Here is a 20,464-nt window from a genome sequence, read left to right on the forward strand (position 1 = left end):
CTGAGAAGGTGGCTTACAACTTAACGACGAAGATGAGCCTAACATGCTGAGCGGTTGGTGCCAGCCACCGCTCCGACCTGTGACCCGTTACCGTCACCGACTTTTGGCAACAGAAGTTACGGAGGTGTTGACTGTGAGGTCAACACGAACTTAGGTGGTACCACGGGTAATCGTCCTTATGTGAAAACATGAGGACGATTTTTTATTTGAGGAGATGGCGAGATGCAACATAAGGGACTTTATTTAGGACTTTCCGCCTTGGCACTACTGACCCTGGCCGGATGTGGCGCCAAGAGCAGCAGTGGGAGCACGGGAAACAGCAAGTACGCGGCGAACCAGGAATTGAACTGGACTGTGAGCTCGGAACTGGCGTCTAATGATCTGTTAAAGGCCACGGATACCTTGAGCTACACGGTCTTGCAAAACACGCAGGAAGGCCTGTACCGCTTGAACAAAGCCGGTACCCCCAAGAACGCACTGGCAACCAGCACTAAGGTCACCAATGGCGGCAAGACTTACACCTTCAAACTGCGCAAAAATGCCAAGTGGTCCAACGGGCAACCGGTGACCGCCAAGGACTTCGTCTATTCCTGGCGCCGGACGTTAACCCCAAAGACCGCTTCACAAGACGCGTTCTACCTGTTCCAAGTCAAGAACGCCGAAGCCATCAACAAGGGCAAGAAGCCGGCCAGCAGCCTGGGCATCAAAGCCGATGGTGATTACAATCTGACCATCAATCTGACCATCAATCTGACCAAGCCAGTCTCCTACTTCAAGAAGTTGCTCGCCTGGCCGCTCTTCTACCCCATCAACCAAAAGGCCGTCGACAAGTACGGCAAGGCTTACGGGACCACGGCCGCCAAGACCGTCTACAACGGACCGTTCAAGCTGACCAATTGGAACGGGACCGGCAAGTCCTGGACCCTGGCCAAGAACCCGACCTACTGGGATAAAAAGGCCGTTCATCTGACCAAGATCAACGAACAGGTCACCGAAAGCACTACTACTAGCTACAACCTCTTCAACTCGAAGAAGACCGATGAGACCATTTTGAATGGCCAACAGGTCAAGAACAACCAGAATAACGAGAACTTCATCAAACGCCTTCCGACTGGGTCACAACGACTCGACCTCAACGAAAACAAGGTCAAGGCCTTCAAGAACTTGAACGTGAGCCGGGCCTTCTCGTTAGCCATCAACCGCCAACAGTTAGTCAAAAATGTTCTCCAAGACGGATCCGTGGCTTCGAAGGGCTTCGTCCCAGCCGGTATGGGCAATAACCCTAAGACCAAAGAAGCCTTCAACGAGGAAGCCAGCGTCAAATCGGCCGTCTCTTACAATCTGACGCAAGCCAAGCAACTCTTAAAAAAGGGCTACAAAGCCACTGGCACCAAGAGCCTCGATTTGACCCTCTCCGTTTCTGACACCGACTCCAGCAAGCAAGTCGCCGAATTCGTTCAAAGCGCGTTACAGAAATTGCCGAACGTCAAAGTCACCATCAAGACCGTCCCGTACGTCCAGCTGATGACCCAGCAAAACAACGGCAATTATGAGTTGACCTTTAGCGGCTGGCAATCCGTCTTTGCCGACCCGATCAACTTCTTAGACGTCTTCGAAAGTAACTCCAGTTACAACACCGGTGGTTGGAAGAACAAGCAGTACGATGCCTTGCTCGATCAATCCGAGAACCAATACGGGAACCAACCGGTCAAGCGTTGGGCTAACTTAGTCGCCGCTGAGAAGGTCTTAATGAAGGACCAAGGCACGATCCCGCTGTACCAGCAAGCTCAACCGCAACTCCTGCGCAAGACCGTCAGGAACGTCGTATACAACCCTGCGGGGGTTCCTTACGACTTCAAGCTGACTTACATCGCCAAATAAGCCCCGCTTAGATAACGCAAAAACGCTCGCCTGACCAGCACTGATCGGACGAGCGTTTTGCGTTACTTTTTGGATTGTGGGGTCGTCGGTTGCGCCGCACACTCCCCGTTACAATAACACTTGGTATCGGTGAGCATCCCGCACCGACAGATTCCGTCGGCATCGGCACAGCCACAACCAGTGTGGCACGCCATGCCCTGATGACAATATGGATTCGTGTCTGCCATAAATTTGCGTCACTCCTTTAAATCGTCGATGACGGGTAATTTGGCCAAAGCGTCCTTACCCATGGACAATCGTCGCCGACAGGTCCTGCCCCGCCACGTAGGCTAGCTGATCTTTTGCCCGTTGCATTGACTTAAAACTCTGCTGCTATAAATTGCTTCAGCACACTATTTTGAAGTTATCTTCAGGATAACTCAGTCACGGGGCCAAAAACAAGCAAAATATTTATCAAGCGATTAATCACTCTCGACGGCTAAAGCGGGTTGTGGTTGCCGGCGCAAGGCCAACACGGCAAGTGCACAAAGCACGCCGACCACGGCAATCCCCACGTCGAACCACATGATCTGGTGGATACTGGTCTTGGCTAAGCCCCCGGTGACCAGGGGAATCGTAAAGGACGCTAAGCCACTGGCCGTGTAGTAGATGCCCAACACGCGACCCTTGTGGGCGGGATAGAGGTCACTCATCAGCGTGAGACCAATCTGTAAGACGCCGCCGGTGGCCGAGATACCGATGATTAACGAGCCGCTAAAGAGGACCCAGAAGGTCGGCACGGCCGCCATTGCCAGTAAGGCTAACAAGGAAATCACGGTGTCGACGACCATGAACCAGGCCGGTTTCAGCCAGCGATTGACCACCAGCGCCGTCAAGAGGACACCCAGAATCGAGCCGGTACTGTAGACACTGACCAGTAGCCGGGCGCGTAAGAGCGTCAGATGGACCACTTCCGTGCCGTATTCGGTCAGCCACTGGCTAATCAGGTAGAAGGTCGCCATGCCCACATAGCCAAAGCTCGTCAGTAATGTGGCTTGCAACGTCCGAAAGCGCACGGGGCGTGCAGACTCAGTTGGTGTGGTCGCCACGGGTTTGGGAACCTGGTTACGTTTGGGAAACTGGCGCCACTGCATAAAAATCAGGTTGGCAATCAAGATGACCGCTCCCAACATGAAGGACCAACCGTACCAACGCCCGTTAGCATCGAGCGCCGCCACAATCAGCGGTAGACTGAGTTCGCCCACGGAGGAGAAGGCCTTGATCATGATATTGGCCGAAGCCTCGTGTTCGGGGAAGAGTTCCATCAACGTCGGGTAGGTCCCGGCATCGAGGAACGAATTGGCCATTCCCGCGAGGACCCCTAGCGCGTAAGCCATGATGGTCGAGTGACAGAAAACGATGCCGATAAAAAACGGCAAGTAAGCAAGAATTCCCAGATTCACAAATAATTTACGGCCCCAGCGGTCGGAGAGAATCCCCGCCACGTACAGGACCAGCAAGTGGCCAATCCCCAAAGAAGAAATCACGTAGGAGACTTCCGCGGTCCCCACTTGCCACTGGTGACCGAGACTGGCCATGTTCTGAGCCAGAATCACAATGGCCATCCCATAGACCATGTAATTGACGTAGAGGCTGATCGTCGTCAGCCAGCGTTGTCGTGTTGCCAAAAATCGTCATCCTTTCAGACCTTAAAAGGGAACCGCACCGAATTGGCGCCGGTTCCCTTTTAGGTTTTTAGTTAAACGTAAAGTCTTAAGCTGCGGCTTCTTTAGCGGCTTGCTTGATGAAGTCCAAGAATTTCGTGAAGCAGGACTTTAAGAAGTTTTCGCTGTTAGCATCAGTCAACCGGTTATTATCGTCGAACTTGTTGCTAGCTTGTGGCAGCATGAATTCGCTGCCGGGCATGACCTTGGCATCGACACCTGGTGAATCCAGAATCTGCCGTAAGTTCATTTGAGCCCGGACGGTCCCTTGAATCCCCAGCGACGTGCCGACGATCATGACGGCCTTGTCCTTGAATGGATGTTCCACACTGGACAACCATTCGAGCGCACTCTTCAACGCAGCTGGAATCGAGTGGTCGTATTCGGGAACCCCGATGACCACCCCATCAGCAGCAGCCACCTTAGCGGCTAAGGCCTTCACGGAGTCAGGCTCGTTGTCTGCCAGGTCTTCGTTGAACATCGGGAGGTCCTTGATTTCGCAAATTTCGAAGTCAACTTCCTTACCGAAGAGGCCCTGCATGCTGTGCAGCAACTTCCGGTTATAAGACTTGGAAGCGTTGGTGCCGACTAAAGCCACTACGCTGGTGTCGTCATCGCCAGCGGCCTTACGGTTGTCAGCGTTTTGACTGGCCATGCTTCCGGCCACGTAACCGGAGGAGATGCCCCAAGTGTTCATCATACTTGGCATCGAATCATGCCCGTTGGCACCACCGATGATTTCACCGGCCCCGAAGTAGTTAGCCACGGGTTGGTCGTTCTTATCCAAAAGTTCCAACGTCTTCCGGTCAGTCACGTAACCCCCAAGGGTCGTGGCGAACCGGCCGCGTTGTTCAACCAAGTAGAAGGTTGAGCCTTCGTACGGGTGCAAGTATTGCGCATCGCGCCCAAATTCAGGATCCTTGCCAGCCTTGGCATTTTCTTGGTAAGTTGCGACCGTCTTCGCCAATTGGTCACCATCGATACCAGCGGCCTTAGCCACGTCAGCTAATGAGCCCTTGGTGAAGATTGGTAACTTGTCAGTCTGGTCGAAGAACTGCTTGATTTCCTTGGCCGTAAAGTCGTGGAGGATCAACAGGTCATAGACCTTCTTCCAAGTCCGTTCGTCCATCAACATGTAAGCGACCTTATCTGGTTGCGCCAAGATGGCATCACGGAAGTTGGTGTAGGCACTGGATTCGTCCACGATTCGCTTCCCTTGGGTGTTCACGTACAGGGCACCCATATCGGTAGCTTGCTTGGACGCGTAAGTCGTCAACTTAGCAATGCCGGGTTCAACTTCGACGCCGTGTGGGTAGACCTTGTACCAGCCCAAGTTGCGGGTCTGCAGGTTCAAATCGCCATTGAAGCTGTAAGCATCACCGGTCGAGGTCATCGGACCGTAGTAGTCCAAGCCCTTACTCTCGTCCCCGCGCATCTTAGTGTTGGCGCCGTGACCACCAGCAGCCAAGACCACCGAACGGGCCTTGATGTTCAACGTGGCGTTGTCGGATTCGGCAACCACACCGTTGACCTGACCCTTTTGGTTCTTGATCAGCTTTTCAACGCGAGCCCCTAAGCGAATCTCACCACCATGGTCGGTGAAGGCCTTGGAGACCTTTTGGATGAATTCGTAGCTGCTGGCCGTTGGCAATTCAATCTGCCGTTCAACGGAGTGTTCCACGGTCTGCGTTTGGGCCTTTTGGTAGTCCAAGCTGGCAAAGTCACTGACAAAGTCGATGGCCGGACCAATGTTGTGGACCATCAAGTCGGTCAAGGCTGGGTCATTAGAATTTTTGCTTTCACGCGCCACATCCTTAGCCAAGACATCCGGTGAATCGGCCGTTTGGCCAAAGATTCTGGCTGCTACTTGGGAACCCGTGCCGGTCACGTTGGAGCCGTTTAAAATCGTGGCCCCACCTAAGTAACCGTTCTTTTCCACTAAGATGACCTTTTGGCCTAACGTCAAGGCGCGGCAACCCGCAACCAAGCCGGCTTCGCCACCCCCGATGACTAAAACGTCGGTCTTCAGGTTTTCAATCTGGTGGCCCGTGTTCTTCTGTGGCACTGGCGTCAATTTCACGTCGGCCTTAGCCACGGCATCCTTGGCGGAGTCCAAGAGGGCTTGCGTCATGACGGTCGCCCCGCTGATGGCGTCGACGTCAAAAGATTGGCCGTCGATGATCCGTTGCTTTAACTTGCCGATGACTTGGTTAAAGATACCAGAGGTCTCGGAGTGCTGTAAAATCTTTAAGTCCTTGACTTTGTTGTCATCTACGTCGACTTCGTAGCTAATGATACCGTTGTGGCCCATCGCTTGGCCGGTAATTTGCTTATTTTCTTCTGACAATTTGATAGACTCCCTTCGTTTGTGGCACTAAGCCACTGGTCAATTCAACCGCCCCGTTACGTCGAACGAAAACTGCCTCGACATCGGGGAGGCGTTCAATTAAGGTTTGCCCAGCTTGGGGGCCCTTGAAAAATGAAACGGTTGATAAGACTTCTGCTAATTCTGAATTCTCGGTAATCACCGTGACCTGTAACAGGTCGTTGCGCACCGGATAGCCCGTTTGCGGGTCGAGGATGTGGTGATAGGTGCGCCCGTCACGTTTGAAATACCGCTCGCGAATGCCCGAGGTCACAAAGCTTTGCGCCGGCGTGACCACGTTGAGTAACGCGTTGCCCCGGGTGTCGTTCGGGTTTTGAATCCCAATCCGCCACTGGTCGTCGGCGGCCAAGGGATTCATCCCCCAAGTCTGCACGTTGCCGCCCAAATCGACGATACCGCTGGTGACGCCCGCGGCTTGCAGGCGCGCCTTGACCTGGTCGGCGAAGTAGCCCTTGGCAATCGCGCCTAGATCTAACTGCATCCCCCGTTGGGTCAAGAACACGGTGTGCGCCGTCTCGTCGAGCACCACGTCGTCCGGGTTCATCCGGCTGAGGCTGGTGGCAATCGCGCTTTTGGCGGGCACCGTTTGGCCACCAAAGCCAATCTTCCACAACTTGACCAACGGCCCAATCAGGACGTTGAAACTGTCGTGGTACTTTTTAGTCGCCGCTAAGGCTCGCTGAATGAAGGCAAAGGTCGTGGCGTCCACGGCGACCGGCGCGACCCCAGCGTTACGGTTAATCTGCCCTAACGTCGAGTCGTCATCGTTCGCCGAGAAGATCTCGGTCATCGTTTGCAGGTAATCATAAACCCGCTCAACCAGAGCGGGTTTATGGTCAAACAATGTGAGGGAGATGACGGTGCCCATCATCGCAAATTGGGAAACATACTTCTTATGCGCTTGTGTCGCCATCATCAATCCTCCTTTAAAGGTTTAGCTTAATTTCAAGTCGTCGATTTCACCCTTGAGGTGGTCTAACGAGATTTGGCCCGGCGCCGAAGCGGCACCGACCGTGGCGAAGCTTAGGCTAGAGCCAAAGACTTCACCGGCAATCCGGGAAACTTTACCCAAATCACCCATGGACATAGTGATCAGCGGCTGGCTCAGCGTTTGCCGAGCTTGGTTCGTCGCCGTCAACAACGTCAAGACGTCTTCGACAGAGTGAGGCATCACGGCCACCTTAGCCACGTCAGCCCCAACGGCAACCATGTCGCTGAGCCGGCGGATGATGTCGGTCGTTGCGGGCGTCTTGTCGAAGTCGTGGTTACTCATGATGACTACCACGTTCTTGGCGTGAGCGGCCTTGACGGCTTGGCGGACAGCCGCTTCGTCGTGGTACCGTTCAACGTCTAAGGCGTCGGTGTAGCCACCGTCAACGACGGTCTGGCATAACTTAAAGTAGTCGTCATCGCTCAACGGCAACTCGCCGCCTTCGCTGGCCGTCCGGAAGGTGGTCAAAAGCACCATCTCGCCTAATGCGGCCCGAATCTTTTGGCCCGTTGCCGTTAACTTATCGGCATCTTGGACCCCGTCAAAGTAGTCGATCCGCCATTCAACGACGTCGGCTTTAGCCGCCTTCACGTCTTCGATTTGGCTTAAAATATCGGCTTCCGTTTTCCCGGTCACGGGAACAGCTAACTTCGGCCGTCCGCTACCCAGTTCAATGTTGCGTAACTTAACGCTGGTCGCTTTCAAGATCACGAGCTCCTTTCGTGGTTGGCTTGAAGAGGTGGTGGTACCGCACGGTGATGCAGACCGCCAAGATAAAGCCAATCAAAGCAATAAAGACATCAAATAAAATCACGTTAGCCAGGTTCTTGGACATGGCCCCAGTAATCAACGGAATCGTGAATGAGGCAATGGAACCGGCCGTGTAGAAGGCCCCGGTAATGGTCCCTTTTCCCTTAGGGAAGAAGAAAGACATGACGGTCAGGCCTAATTGCATGACCCCACCGGCAGCGGAGAACCCAACCACGAAGGACATGATGGAGCACATCACAGCCGTCGGGAACAAGTACATCAATAGTAAGGAAAGGAATGATAGGCAGGTGTAAACACCTAAGAATTGAATTTCCTTGACTGCCTTGTCGGCTAAGACCGCCGTGACTAAGACACACACGATGGACCCGACACTGTAGTAACTGATCAGTGCCCGGGAACTGACATCACTCATGCCGGCAACTTGTTGGCCATATTGGCTCAACCACTGGCTGACCAAGTAGAAGGTCGCCTGGGAAATGTATCCGTATAAGATAAATAACGTCCCGTCTAACCACAAGTTACCAGGTGACTCGACTTCTTCGTCGTCAGCGGCATCCGAGTTGGCTTCAGCTGTTTCAACTTCAGCATCGGCGTTGGCCTTGGGGAACTTGCCTCCCATCGAGATGAAGAGCAAGTTCAAGGCCATGACGACGATACAAATGACGAAGGACCAGCCGTACCAAACTTGGTTGGCCACCAAGAAGCTCACGAACAGTGGCAAGGCAAATTGACCGGCTGAGATGAAGGCCTTGATGATGACGTTGGCCGTTCCCTTTGACTTCGGGAACATTTCCATCAATGCTGGGTAAGTCCCTGAATCCAAGAACGAGTTGGCAATTCCGGCTAAAATCCCGAAGATGTACGCCACCGTAATCGATTTACTCAAGAGAATCCCCGCAAAGAAGATGAGGTAGGTGATAACCCCTAAAATCACAAACGGTTTCCGCCCAAATTTATCGGAAAGCCATCCGGAAACTAAGAGTACAATCAACCGACCAATTCCCAGTGAGGAAATGACGACAGCGACCCCGCCGTCGTTAGTCCCCCATTGATTGGCCAAAGCGGCCATGTTCTGCGCCAGGATGATGACACCAATCCCATGAATAAAGTAATTGATGTACAGGCTAAGCGCCGTGGGCATATATTTATTTTTCATTTAATCGCTAACCTCGCTTTAGACTTAGGCCTTTGCCTTGTCGTCGTCATCGTCAAACAAGATTTGACGAATGTAGTCAACAGGCATTTCCTTACCAGTCCACAGCTTGAAGGCGGCAGCCCCTTGTTCGAGCATCATGCCTAAACCGTTGAAGACGTGCTTAACGCCGGCCTTTTCAGCAACCTTCATTAATTCAGTCGTCCGTGGGGCGTAAACCGTGTCAAAGACGATTTGGTCAGGGTTGTTGAACCAAGCTGGATCCGTAACCAAGGTTTGGTCTTGTAATGGGTTCATCCCAACACCAGTGGCATCGGCGTAGATGTAAGAGCTTTGGATTTCAGCCTTGTAGTCGTCTTGGTCGGCTAAGTCATGTAACGTAGCTTTGCAATCCGTCTTCTCGTTGATGATGTCGACGTTGCGCTTAGCGTTGTCCCAGAATTCATCGCGCCGGTTAAAGATAGAGATTTCCTTGACACCATCTAACGCTGCTTGGACCGCGATGGCCGTTCCGGCACCACCGGCACCAGCTAAGGTCATCTTGTGGCCGCGAATGTCTAAGCCTTCATCGTCTAAGGACTTCATGAAGCCAATTCCGTCGGTCGTGTAACCCGTTAACGTCCCGTGATCGTTAACCACCGTGTTAACCGCACCGATCATTTCCGTAGCTGGGTCTAACTTATCCAGCAATGGGATGATCTTTTGCTTGTTCGGCATGGAAATGTTGGAGCCTCGCATGTCTAAGGTCCGAATCGCTTGTACCGCTGAAGGCAGCGTTTCGTTTGTGATTTCAAAAGCAAGGTAGGCATAATTCAAGCCCAACTTAGCAAACGCGTTGTTGTGCATAGTTGGAGACATGGAATGCCGAATTGGATATGCCATAAGTCCAATTAATAAAGTATGTCCGTCAATCCGTTCAGTCATATTTATTCACTCCTATAAGTATTTTTGCCAATCACAGCAATATATGTTACTCAATTCACTTGCAATTCTAGCATGGTGATTTATCATAATAAATAATAATAAATTGATATATCGATAGAAATTATTTATGAATTGATTGGAGTTGAGCAAGCATGAACTTACGGCATTTAGTTTTCTTCAAAGAATTAGCCCGGACACAACACATGTCCCAAGCTGCCGAAAATCTCGGGATTAGCCAACCCTCTTTGAGTTACGCCATCAAAAAACTCGAAGAAGAATTGCACGTTCCTCTCTTTGAACCCGATGGTCGAAACATCCGATTGACCAATTTAGGTGAAACTTATCTTAAGTACGTGACGGTCGCTTTAAACAATTTAGACGCGGGTGACGAACTCTTGAGCCAGTTGGTCAACCCTAACACCGGTCATATCAATCTGGGCTTCACCTACACTTTGGGTCAACGGCTCGTTCCGGAGTTGATTGAAAATTTTTCCTCCCAAGTGCATAATCAAAAAATCACATTCAGTCTAGGCCAGAGTAACTCCCACGACTTACTCGATGATTTGATCCACGAAAAATATGATTTGGTACTTTCTTCGCTGGTCACTCAACTGCACGACCAAGAGACTGACCGCCTATTGAATTTTTACCCCATCGTTCAGCAAGAAATCGTTGCCGCGCTCCCCAATGACCACCCCCTAGCCCAAAAGCCCCATCTGCATCTGACCGATTTGGCCAACGAACCGTTCATCATGTACTCCCAAAATAGTGGGTTACGCCCGTTGATCGATAAAATTTTTGCCCAAAAACAGATTCGCCCCCACATTAAGTTTCAGGTGGAAGAAGATTACACCATGGTTGGCTTCGTCCAACGCGGCTTAGGCGTCGCTTTAGTCCCCCATTTGTCTCACTTGGATCCGGATACCGTGACAATCCGTCACTTGGAAGACAACCAGTTAGAGCATGAACTCTACCTCGTCACCCGCCAAAATAAATTTATGACCCCCTCAGTTCAGCGATTTCAGGAATTCACTCGCCAGTACTGTTGGCAACATTTCACCCAACCGCAACAACTTATTTGATGGTCTATCGCCTTAAGTATTAAGTAGTAGAAACACAACCGGCCGCACCCAAAGACTAACTTTTGGGTGCGGCCGGTAGCCGTATCGTCTTTAATTTTGATAAACCTAGACTTCTATCGAACGTGTCACCAGTGCTCGAGCCCGCTGGTAAACAGCCACTACGACCAAGCTACAGCCGACACCAATGACCGCTAAAAGCGCATCGAACCACATGAGATCATGGACGCTATTTTGCGAAATGACCGCGGTGATTACGGGAATCGTGAAGGACGCTAAGCCGCTAGCTGTATAGTAAATGCCGGTGATTTTGCCCTTGGCCCGGGGAAAGACGTTTCCCATAATAGTCAGACCAATTTGCATCACGCCACCAGCTGCAAAGCAACCGATTAAAAACGCCCCGATTTGCATAACCGCCAGGACCGGCCAAGCCGCCATGAGCAGCAATGCCGCTAACGAGACTACAGTATCCAGTAACATGAACCAAACTGGTTTGACCCACCTTTCAACCAAGACGGCAGTCACGATGACCCCTAAAATGGACCCAACGCTATAAATACTGACTAACATCCGGGCGTGTAACATCGATAGATCTACCACCCGACTCCCATACTCGGTCAGCCACTGGCTAATCAAATAGAAGGTCGCCATAGAGACGTAACCAAAGATAGTTAGCGTTACGGCCAGAATCCGTTTATGAGCCATAGTCAGTTGGGTTTGGGGCGTAATGGCGGTTTCCACTGTGGCTGCGGTCGAGCCTGGGGCCGCAAATTGCCGCTTGCGCACGGCCAAGAAACTAAAGGCCATCCCCACCGCACAAATCACGAACGACCAACCATACCAGAGATGGGCACCTTCTAACCCGGCAACCAACAACGGTAGAATCAATTCACCAATTGAAGCGAAAGCCTTAATCACGATATTGGCCGTTGCTTGATGTTCGGGATACAATTCCATCAAGGCGGGGTAGGTCCCCGAATCTAAGAATGAATTTGCCATCCCAGCTAAAATCCCGAAAAAGTAGGCCACATAAATGTTGGGCGAAATCAAGATTCCAACGAAAAAGCCCATGTACGTCACAATCCCGATTTGAACAAAAATCCGCCGACCCCACCGGTCAGATAACGTCCCCGCCAGGTACAGGACCAGTAAGCGTCCGATACCAAGTGAAGAAATCACCAACGAGACACCGGCCATATCTACGTGCCAGCTATGACTGAGCGCCAACATGTTTTGCGCGAGAATGACAATCGCCATCCCGTGGATCAGATAATTAAAATATAAACAAAAAGTCGTTTTTCGTCGTTCTGCATGTGTCATTCAATCACCTGCACCTTGATAAATTTGAATTGAGTAACAAAGCACAAATGCTCATTGAATAACAATAAAGGCTTGCTCACTTTCTGTCAAGATGAATTCATCTTGACTCTGACCCATTAAAGGCGCCCGCTTAAATTAGCCGGACGCCTTTTCCTACATTAAATGACCTTTGTTTAAGCCCTGAAATTCATCCTGGCAGTCGGCTTGGGCATGGCATCATCCCTCCTGCGGACCGCTGTGGTGCAACGTATGCCTCTGGGCCCATTCATGGTCCTACCGCCTATTAACAAAAAACGGAAACCAGGTCGTTCCCCCGGTTCCCGTTTTGGTCGGCAAGCATAGTGCCAATCAGGTTAATTCTATTTAGATTTCGCCCCAGGCATCGGCACCGATGGTTGGGAACAATGGCACTAACCGTTCCAACTCGGCGGGACCGTACTTGAAGGTGATAGCTGGCAATAACGTGTTGATGACGTCGGCCGCCTGGGCACTGACTTCAGTGACCCCGACCAAATGATGGTCGGCATCGTAAATCAAGGCGTTATCCCCCGTAGTTTCCTGGGTAACTTGACGATACCAGTCATCCGGAATATGGTTCTTGACCACCGTGTAGTGGTCCGGATCTGCTTGGGCTTGGTCCACAGTCACACCCACTTGGGCGATCCGTGGTGAGGTGAAGACGACCGTGGGAATCGGCGGGTAGTCGATGGCTTCAGTGGTCTCACCGGCAAAGGTGTGCATCAGGTACATAGATTCGAAGATGGCCGTTGGCGTCAAGCGTGGTTGGTCCTTAGCGATGACGTCCCCAGACGCGTAGATGTTGTCCACGCTGGTCTGTAAGTGGTCATTGACCGTGATGCCGGCATCCGTATAGTCAACGCCGACCTCGTCTAAGCCCAGATCAGCCGTGTTCGGGTTCCGCCCCGTGGCGTCTAAGATCCAATCAGCCGTCAACGTCTGGTCGGTATCCGTCGTCAGTTCGTAGTCGTCGGCTTCGTGGGTCACCGCCGTAACGGTCGTCTCCCGCAAAATCTTGACGCCGTGGTCGGTCAAATCACTTAAGACTTGTTCGACGAACGGCTGGTAGAAGGCCCGTAACGCCTTGTCGCCATGTAAGACGATGGTGACGTCACTACCCGCCGCGTTGGCGATGCTGGCCATTTCTAAGGCGATGTAGCCGCCTCCAATAACTGTCAGACGCTTCGGCATCGTTGGTAAGTCCATGAAGTCGGTACTATCGTGGAGAAATTCGCGGCCCGGAATATCTAACCGGTGCGGGTGTAAGCCAGTCGCTAATACGATGTTTTCGGCAGTGTAGGTCTCGGCGTCCACCCGAATGGTGTGGGCATCAACTAACCGGCCGTAACCGTGAATCACATCAATGCCACTGTCTTCGAGCAATCCGCAGATCATGTCGGGCAAGCCGCCAATCACGTCGTTCTTATGGGCCACGTTCGCGTCCCAATTCAAGCGAGTTTGCCCCGTCAAAATCGGATTCAATTCCGCTAATTGCCGTTGAAGCGCCACCGGAGCGTCCAACGAGATTTTAGCGTTACAACCCCGGTTCGGGCAGGTCCCACCGATCTTATCGGCTTCAATGATTCCGACCTTAACCCCCTTACCAGCTAACGGAGCCGCGCCATCGAACGTGCCGTGACCACAACCAAGATATAAGACATCATACTGATACGTTTGCTTTGCCATTTGTAATAGCCTCCCAAGTAATTGTAGCAGTCAATTCAATTGTACAAAATCTAATTTTAGTCTACCTAACTTTCGCCTCACCCGCAACCATTTAGCTCTTTTTTCAACTTACAGGGTTAGTCTACAGGGTTTTGCGCTTGCGGTCACGCATTGTGACGCGTAGGATAGATTTTATTTGATTTAATTGGAGGGATTACCTTGGCTTATCGGATTCAAGAAGTGGCCCAAAAGTGTCACCTTTCTACTTATAGTATTCGCTATTATCACGACCACGGCATGCTGCCCTTTGTCCAACGGGACGCCCATAATAACCGGGTCTTTCACGACATCGACTTGGAGTGGCTCAACCTGATCAAGTGCTTGCGCCAGACGGGCATGCCATTGAAACGCATCCGTCACTACTTAGATTTAGTTCAACAAGGCGACACCACCATTCCCGAACGCTACGCCATTATGCAGGCCCAGCAAGCTCAAGCCCAGCAGGAATTGGCGACCACGCAGGCCCATTTGGCCATCATCACCCACAAAGTCGATCACTACCATGACATTCTTGCCACGGGCCAACCCGACAGTTTCGTGCCGCAAGACCTGCCCACAACCAAGTCCGTTTCCCGATAGCTTTATTATTAATAACTACTAATAACAAAGCTAAATTTAAATAAAAAGTAGTCGGAGGCTTCACTTCGACTACTTTTTTTGCTTACTCACATTAGTGGGCGCCCCACGCAATAGGACCTTGCTGGGCTAAAATTTTATCAATTGTCGTCAGTTCGGCGGTCGTAAAATCCGGGTGGTTGAGCGCTTGAACGTTGGCTACGATTTGTTCCGGTCGACTGGCGCCAATCAAAACACTGGCCACTTCTGGCACCCGTAGGTTCCACGCCAACGCCATCTGGGCTAGGCTTTGGCCTCGCTTCGTGGCGACCGCAGTCAACTTTTGAACCGTGGCCAACGTTTGCTCGACCTGGGTCGAATTTAAGAAGGGAATCGTCTGCTTGTGAGCGCGTGATGTCACGGGAATCCCGTAGCGGTACTTATCAGTCAACAGGCCCTGCGAAAGCGAACTGAACCCGACTGCCGCCTTATGTTCCCGCTTGAGGACCGGAAAGAGGTCCGTTTCCACGTCACGGTTAAACATGTTATAGCGCGGCTGATGAATGATAAATGGCGTCCGCAGGTCCTTAAAAATTGCCGTAATCGCCGCCGTCTGCGCACCACTGTAATTCGAGATTCCCACGTAGAGGGTCTTTCCCTGCCGCACCAATTGATCAAGCGCCAGCGCGGTCTCTTCCACCGCCGTATGGGGGTCCGGTCGGTGACTGTAAAAGATGTCAAAATACTCGAGTCCGGTACGGGCCAAACTCTGGTTCGCACTAGCGATGATGCTCTTGCGCGACCCCCAATTCCCGTACGGGCCCGGCCACATCACGTAACCCGCCTTGCTGGCAATCACCATCTCGTCACGGTATGGCCGGAAGTCTTGGGCCATGATGCGCCCAAAATTTCGTTCGGCACTCCCCGGTGCGGGCCCGTAGTTGTTAGCCAAATCAAAGTAGGTAATGCCCAGGTCAAAGGCCTGGTGTAACATGGCCCGTTGGTTGGCCAACGCATCCACGCTACCAAAGTTGTTCCATAGGCCCAACCCGATGGCCGATAACTTTAAGCCACTGTCCCCAACCCGATTATAGGGCATGGTGGCGTAACGGTGTGCTGCTGCTTGATACATAAACATAACCTCCTCAAATTATTGTCCCCTTAAGGATATCGCTTTCATTTAGTTTGCAACAGCCTTCTTTGTCCCACCACAAAAAGGACACCCCGCCATACCGATGGTCGGGTGTCCCTTGCTCAAACCTTTAATCTCAAAATTCGATTACGACATTTTCTTTTCAAAGCCTTCCATCGGTGCCGCCTGGTTTTGATAAGTCTGGACGGTCTCCGGGTCATCGGTAAAGTGCATCACGGGATAAAAGGCTCCCTTCAAGTACCCCTGCATGGCGCGGGGAATGCGAAGTCCATCCATCTCGTCCGGCGAAAGCTTGAACCGCAGACTGGCCTCGTCACCTCTGGCCACCTTTTCGACCCATTGCGGTTCCCGAATCATCTCGCGACCCATCGCCACGATATCGGCCCCCAGGTCCATGACCCCTTCCGCATCAGCGGGCGTCTCCACGGACCCCACGCCAATCAACGGCTTGCGACCAGCAAGTTGGGTCTTGATTTGGGTCAGGATCGGCGTATGGTCGGACTTGTCGTTCAACGATGTCCGGTGGGCTGAGCCCATCGACACGTGGACGTAATCCACGACGGAATCCCCCAGCATGTCAACAAACCGCAACGAATCGGCTAACCGAATCCCCGGCGTTTCGATTTCTTCGGGGGAAATCCGGTACCCGAGCAAGAAGGGCCGGTCAGCGTACTGGGTCACGGCTTGTTGGGCCTGCGCAATCACGGCCTTGGCAAAGACCATCCGGTCCTGACCCCACTTGTCCGTGCGGCGGTTCGAGTTTGGGGAGAAGAACTGCTGAAGCAAGTAAGTGTTGGCCCCGTGAAGTTCCACCCCGTCAAACCCCGCCTGGATGGCCCGGCGCGTGGCCGCCCCAAAGGCGACGATGATCTCGTCGATTTCCGCGGCGGTCAACGCCCGGGGCTCCTGGGAATCTTCGGGATAAGCGGCCGCCACGGCACTGGCACTGACCGGTTGGGCACCCCGTAAGATTTGATTGTTGGACTTTCGGCCAGCGTGGAAAATCTGTAGCACAGCCTTGGTGCCGTTACGCTTCATCGCATTCGCCAAACGACTCAAACCGGCGATATCACTGTCCTGCGCAATCGACAGTTCGCCTTCGAAGCCCTTGCCACTGGCAATCACGTTAGCGACCTCACCAATGATGAGACCTAAACCGCCCGCACGGTGGCCGTAAAAAGCGATTTCGTCATCGGTCACTTGACCGTCATAAAAGCTTGACATGGTCGTGGTGGGGGCCATCGCCATCCGGTTTTTCACCGTCACGCCGTTGGCAAACGTATAGGGTTGCATGAATTGATAAGCCATTTCAAAATTCCTCCTGTTGTTGGTGAGTGAGTCGCTATTGTCGAAGGGGCGTAAGCTTTCGCCCGTGGGCGATAAGCGTTAGCCTCAATGTTCCACGTGAAACATCATGAGTTATTGCCACTTGAGGTGCCCCATCGCTGGACCATTTAGCCGTCATGGTCCACCTCCTATGTTCCCTAGTGTACCGATTTGGCGCCGAAAAAAAAGAAGGCACTTTAAAGTGCCCCCTTCGTGGAATCAAAAAAGTCCGGGTCATTGCCCGCCCCCTTCAGGCCTAATGGGCGTCTTCCGGCGTGTTCAGTAACCGGTCAAAGCCCGTATGGTCGTCCCGAACGGCCACGTCTTGCTTCCCGCTAGCGCGCAACGCCGCCACGTGGCATTCGCCCCAGACCGACATTTGGACCAGAACCAGCCCCAAGGAACGGCCCGTTTCCGTGAGGGTGTAGACTACCTTGAACGGGGCTCGCTCCCCGTAAACTTGCCGGGAAACAATGCCGTCTCCCATTAGTTCACGCAACTGTTGGGTCAAGACCTTTTGCGAAATCTCCGGCAACGCGACGCGCAAATCACAGGTTCGTTGCGGGCCGTTACTCAAATGGCAGAGCAGTTGGGGCTTCCATTTGCCACTGATGACAGCTAAAGTGGCCTCCATCCCCAACCGATAGGTTTTTCGCGTCATGCTCCCGCTTCCTCTCGTGGTTTTTAAAGCCTCAGTATACCCGTTCAAGCACCATTTGACGAGGGCAATTTTCGAGGACGTTTAAGCTTGCGGGTCTGCCGGAATCACCATCACATCGGTGGCCACGATATCGAACTGTCGGCGCATCTGGGCTTCAATCTTCTCGCCCAACCGGTAGCTGTCCTGGACTTCCATGTGGGCGTCCACCGCAATGATGACGTCGAGGGTTACCATGTTGCCGTTGTAGTGGGCCTTCAAGTCCCGGATTGCGATGACTTGGGGCCACTGGTCGATGGCGATACGGAACTGTTTTTCCGCCTGCGGGTCGAAGTAGTCGGCTAAGTTCAAACTGCTTTCCCGAAAAATTTTGATGCCCGCTAACAGGATAAAACCACCGACCACGATACTGGCCACCCCATCGAGCCAGTCCACGTGAAACGCTAGGGCACCGGCGATGGCCACCAGCGTGCCCAAACTGGTCAGCGCGTCACTCAAGCTGTCCTGCGCGGCCGCCGTTAACGCCGCATTTTGCAATCGTCGCCCGGCGCGCCGGTTCAACCACCAAATTAGTAGCATGATGCCCAGCGCCATCCCTGCCCCAACCAAGGTAATCGGCTGGGGAATCGTCCGGGTGGTCGGAATCACCAGGCTTTTGAGCCCGTCATAAATGACGCCGACCGCGATGGCAATCATCACCACCCCCGTGATCAAGGTGTAGACCGTCTCGTAATGAAACCGCGTCAACTGCAGCCGCTGGCCGTTTTGTTGAATATCCGTGGGTAAGGGCTTGCCCATCAAATCGTCATCGTGAATATCCCGGGCGATAAAGATTCCCGTCAACAGCAACGCCGCCGACACGATGCCCGCCAAATTATTCAACGCATCGGCCCGCAAAGTTTGCGAGTGTCCGATGATCGACAAATAAAACTCGATGCCCGAAATGACTAAATAAGCACCAACGTTCAGCCACAGTTGGTGCTGGGCCTGATGTAACTTCTGCAATTCTTGGGCCTGGATGTCCCGCCACTCGGCGGCTTCGGCCTGCTGGTGATGTCGTAATTCCTGCATACCCATCTGCCTCCCCTAATGCTGCCCCCATTATACCCACTTCCACCCGGTTGAGCGTGCAAACGACTTACCCGGGCCGCCGGACACCAGCTGAGCGCAGGTTGAAACTAGATTGTGTAATCCTTACTTAATTTTGATGCATTTTGAAAGCGCCTTATATTTTTTTAAAATCGCGACCATCCTTAGAGCCAACCGCGATGAGGACCGGATTTTGACGGCCACTAAACAAACTTTTTTGTGGAAGCGGTTGCCAACTGTAATTAATTTAGTTATAATTACGTTGTGAAATAGGTATCAAAGATTTTCAAAACTTCTGAAAGAAGGCATTTGACAATGACTGAACGTAGTTATGATTTTCTGATGCCCAGTGTCAACTTCTTTGGCCCTGGCGTAATTAACAAGATTGGTGATCGAGCAAAGACCCTGGGAATGAAAAAGCCCGTTGTCGTAACGGATAAGTTCCTGGAAAGCATGAAGGATGGGGCGGTTCAACAGACCCTCGCTTCCTTGAAGGCGGCCGGCGTGGATTACGTGATCTACAATAACGTCGAACCAAACCCGAAGATTCACAACATCCAAGAAGTGAAGAAGCTCTACCAAGACTCTGGTGCGGATTCCATCATTACGGTTGGTGGCGGTTCCGCCCACGATACCGGGAAAGGTGCCGGCATCATCTTGGCCAACGGCGACGACATCACCAAGTTGGCTGGGATTGAGACGCTGGACAACCCGCTACCCCCACTGATTGCCGTCAATACCACGGCCGGAACTGGCTCCGAATTGACCCGTCACGCGGTCATCACCAACGAAAAGACTCACTTGAAGTTCGTTGTGGTCTCCTGGCGCAACATTCCGCTGGTCTCCTTCAACGACCCAACGTTAATGCTGGACGTGCCAAAGAACTTGACCGCCGCGACCGGGATGGACGCCTTCGTTCAGTCCATCGAACCTTACGTGTCCGTGGACCACAACCCGATTACCGACTCACAGTGTATCGAAGCCATCAAGTTGATTGAAACCTCCTTGCGTGAAGCCGTGGCTAACGGCCACAACCTGGATGCGCGGACCAAGATGGTCGAAGCGGAAATGTTAGCTGGGATGGCCTTCAACAACGCTAACTTGGGCTATGTTCATGCCATGGCGCACCAATTAGGTGGTCAATACGACGCCCCACACGGGGTTTGCTGCGCACTGTTGTTGCCTTACGTTGAGGAATACAACATCATCGCCTGCCCAGAACGCTTTGCCGAATTAGCGAAGATCATGGGCGAAAACACGGACGGCCTGTCCACCCGCGACGCTGCCGAATTGGCTATCAAGGCCATGAAGCAGATGAGCGAAGACGTGGGCATCCCGAAGTCCATCAAGGATATCGGCGCTAAGCCAGAAGACTTTGAGCTGATGGCCGAAAACGCCTTGAAAGACGGCAACGCCTTCTCCAACCCGCGCAAGGGCACCAAGGAAGACATCATCAAGATTTTCCAAGCCGCTTACGACGCTAAATAAATCTTTAAACTCTAGCAATTAACCAAACGGGATAGCGAGACACCGGGCGTTTAACCGCCTGCGTGTCCCCCTGTCCCGTTTGTCATGGGCGGGTCCATCGACACGTTGCTGGCTCGCTTCCTCGTCATAAAAAATTTTATGTCCCAAAATCTACCACCCCCGTAAGTCGGCTTAGCCCTTTCCAGTCACGGTTTTATCTGCCATCCTGATCTGCGGATTTTCGATTAAAACTCGGCGGTAACTC

Annotated in this window: 17 protein-coding genes; 4 read left to right on the plus strand and 13 right to left on the minus strand. The window is 52.5% G+C overall.

Annotation, left to right across the window (positions count from 1 at the left end; genetic code table 11):
• The first annotated feature begins 222 nt into the window (after positions 1-222).
• Entirely contained in the window at positions 223-1,881 is a 1,659-nt protein-coding gene (locus H3M12_RS03310; RefSeq protein ID WP_182150918.1) for a peptide ABC transporter substrate-binding protein, read from the plus strand.
• Positions 1,882-1,943: 62 nt separating this feature from the next.
• On the opposite strand, the gene H3M12_RS03315 is transcribed toward H3M12_RS03310, so the two are convergent.
• The 7 genes from H3M12_RS03315 to H3M12_RS03345 form a co-directional block, all read right to left on the minus strand.
• Entirely contained in the window at positions 1,944-2,108 is a 165-nt protein-coding gene (locus H3M12_RS03315) for a hypothetical protein (RefSeq protein ID WP_170955009.1), read from the minus strand.
• A 234-nt stretch (positions 2,109-2,342) separates the two neighbouring features.
• Positions 2,343-3,548, minus strand: a complete 1,206-nt coding sequence (locus H3M12_RS03320) for an MFS transporter (protein ID WP_225423567.1) — start codon at positions 3,546-3,548, stop codon at positions 2,343-2,345.
• A gap of 85 nt (positions 3,549-3,633) precedes the next feature.
• Positions 3,634-5,895 (minus strand): FAD-dependent oxidoreductase, encoded by a 2,262-nt coding sequence (locus H3M12_RS03325; RefSeq protein ID WP_129033233.1) that lies wholly within the window; start codon positions 5,893-5,895, stop codon positions 3,634-3,636.
• A 19-nt stretch (positions 5,896-5,914) separates the two neighbouring features.
• Positions 5,915-6,886: an FAD:protein FMN transferase gene (locus tag H3M12_RS03330; protein WP_129033220.1), complete on the minus strand. Its 972-nt coding sequence runs from the start codon at positions 6,884-6,886 to the stop codon at positions 5,915-5,917.
• An 18-nt stretch (positions 6,887-6,904) separates the two neighbouring features.
• On the minus strand, positions 6,905-7,666 hold the full coding sequence (aroD, locus tag H3M12_RS03335) for a type I 3-dehydroquinate dehydratase (protein ID WP_182150919.1): 762 nt from the start codon (positions 7,664-7,666) through the stop codon (positions 6,905-6,907).
• On the minus strand, positions 7,647-8,888 hold the full coding sequence (locus H3M12_RS03340) for an MFS transporter (RefSeq protein WP_182150920.1): 1,242 nt from the start codon (positions 8,886-8,888) through the stop codon (positions 7,647-7,649). The genes aroD and H3M12_RS03340 overlap by 20 nt, the downstream gene beginning before the upstream one ends.
• A gap of 24 nt (positions 8,889-8,912) precedes the next feature.
• Entirely contained in the window at positions 8,913-9,809 is an 897-nt protein-coding gene (locus H3M12_RS03345; protein WP_129033217.1) for a shikimate dehydrogenase, read from the minus strand.
• Positions 9,810-9,961: 152 nt separating this feature from the next.
• Here H3M12_RS03345 and H3M12_RS03350 point away from each other — a divergent pair, with 152 nt between their 5' ends.
• A complete protein-coding gene (locus tag H3M12_RS03350) occupies positions 9,962-10,891 on the plus strand; it encodes a LysR family transcriptional regulator (RefSeq protein WP_182150921.1) in 930 nt (309 codons plus the stop codon).
• A gap of 105 nt (positions 10,892-10,996) precedes the next feature.
• Here H3M12_RS03350 and H3M12_RS03355 read toward each other — a convergent pair whose 3' ends face one another.
• Positions 10,997-12,208, minus strand: coding sequence for an MFS transporter (locus H3M12_RS03355; protein ID WP_129032177.1), 1,212 nt, complete (start codon positions 12,206-12,208; stop codon positions 10,997-10,999).
• Positions 12,209-12,571: 363 nt separating this feature from the next.
• The gene (locus H3M12_RS03360) at positions 12,572-13,912 is read right to left on the minus strand and encodes a dihydrolipoyl dehydrogenase family protein (protein ID WP_129032179.1); all 1,341 of its coding nucleotides are present in this window, start codon (positions 13,910-13,912) and stop codon (positions 12,572-12,574) included.
• 198 nt (positions 13,913-14,110) lie between these two features.
• Here H3M12_RS03360 and H3M12_RS03365 point away from each other — a divergent pair, with 198 nt between their 5' ends.
• The gene (locus tag H3M12_RS03365; protein WP_129032181.1) at positions 14,111-14,530 is read left to right on the plus strand and encodes a MerR family transcriptional regulator; all 420 of its coding nucleotides are present in this window, start codon (positions 14,111-14,113) and stop codon (positions 14,528-14,530) included.
• A gap of 91 nt (positions 14,531-14,621) precedes the next feature.
• On the opposite strand, the gene H3M12_RS03370 is transcribed toward H3M12_RS03365, so the two are convergent.
• The 4 genes from H3M12_RS03370 to H3M12_RS03385 form a co-directional block, all read right to left on the minus strand.
• Positions 14,622-15,638: an aldo/keto reductase gene (locus H3M12_RS03370; RefSeq protein WP_129032182.1), complete on the minus strand. Its 1,017-nt coding sequence runs from the start codon at positions 15,636-15,638 to the stop codon at positions 14,622-14,624.
• Between the two features lie 147 nt (positions 15,639-15,785).
• Complete coding sequence (locus H3M12_RS03375) at positions 15,786-16,967, minus strand: NADH-dependent flavin oxidoreductase (protein ID WP_182150922.1); 1,182 nt, start codon at positions 16,965-16,967, stop codon at positions 15,786-15,788.
• A 274-nt stretch (positions 16,968-17,241) separates the two neighbouring features.
• Complete coding sequence (locus H3M12_RS03380; protein WP_129032184.1) at positions 17,242-17,646, minus strand: winged helix-turn-helix transcriptional regulator; 405 nt, start codon at positions 17,644-17,646, stop codon at positions 17,242-17,244.
• Between the two features lie 81 nt (positions 17,647-17,727).
• Positions 17,728-18,714, minus strand: coding sequence for a cation diffusion facilitator family transporter (locus tag H3M12_RS03385; RefSeq protein ID WP_129032186.1), 987 nt, complete (start codon positions 18,712-18,714; stop codon positions 17,728-17,730).
• Between the two features lie 333 nt (positions 18,715-19,047).
• Between H3M12_RS03385 and H3M12_RS03390 the strand changes: the two genes are divergently transcribed.
• The gene (locus H3M12_RS03390; protein ID WP_129032188.1) at positions 19,048-20,220 is read left to right on the plus strand and encodes an iron-containing alcohol dehydrogenase; all 1,173 of its coding nucleotides are present in this window, start codon (positions 19,048-19,050) and stop codon (positions 20,218-20,220) included.
• Positions 20,221-20,464: the final 244 nt, after the last annotated feature.

The sequence above is a fragment of the Levilactobacillus suantsaii genome, assembly GCF_014069315.1.
Lineage (GTDB): Bacteria > Bacillota > Bacilli > Lactobacillales > Lactobacillaceae > Levilactobacillus > Levilactobacillus suantsaii.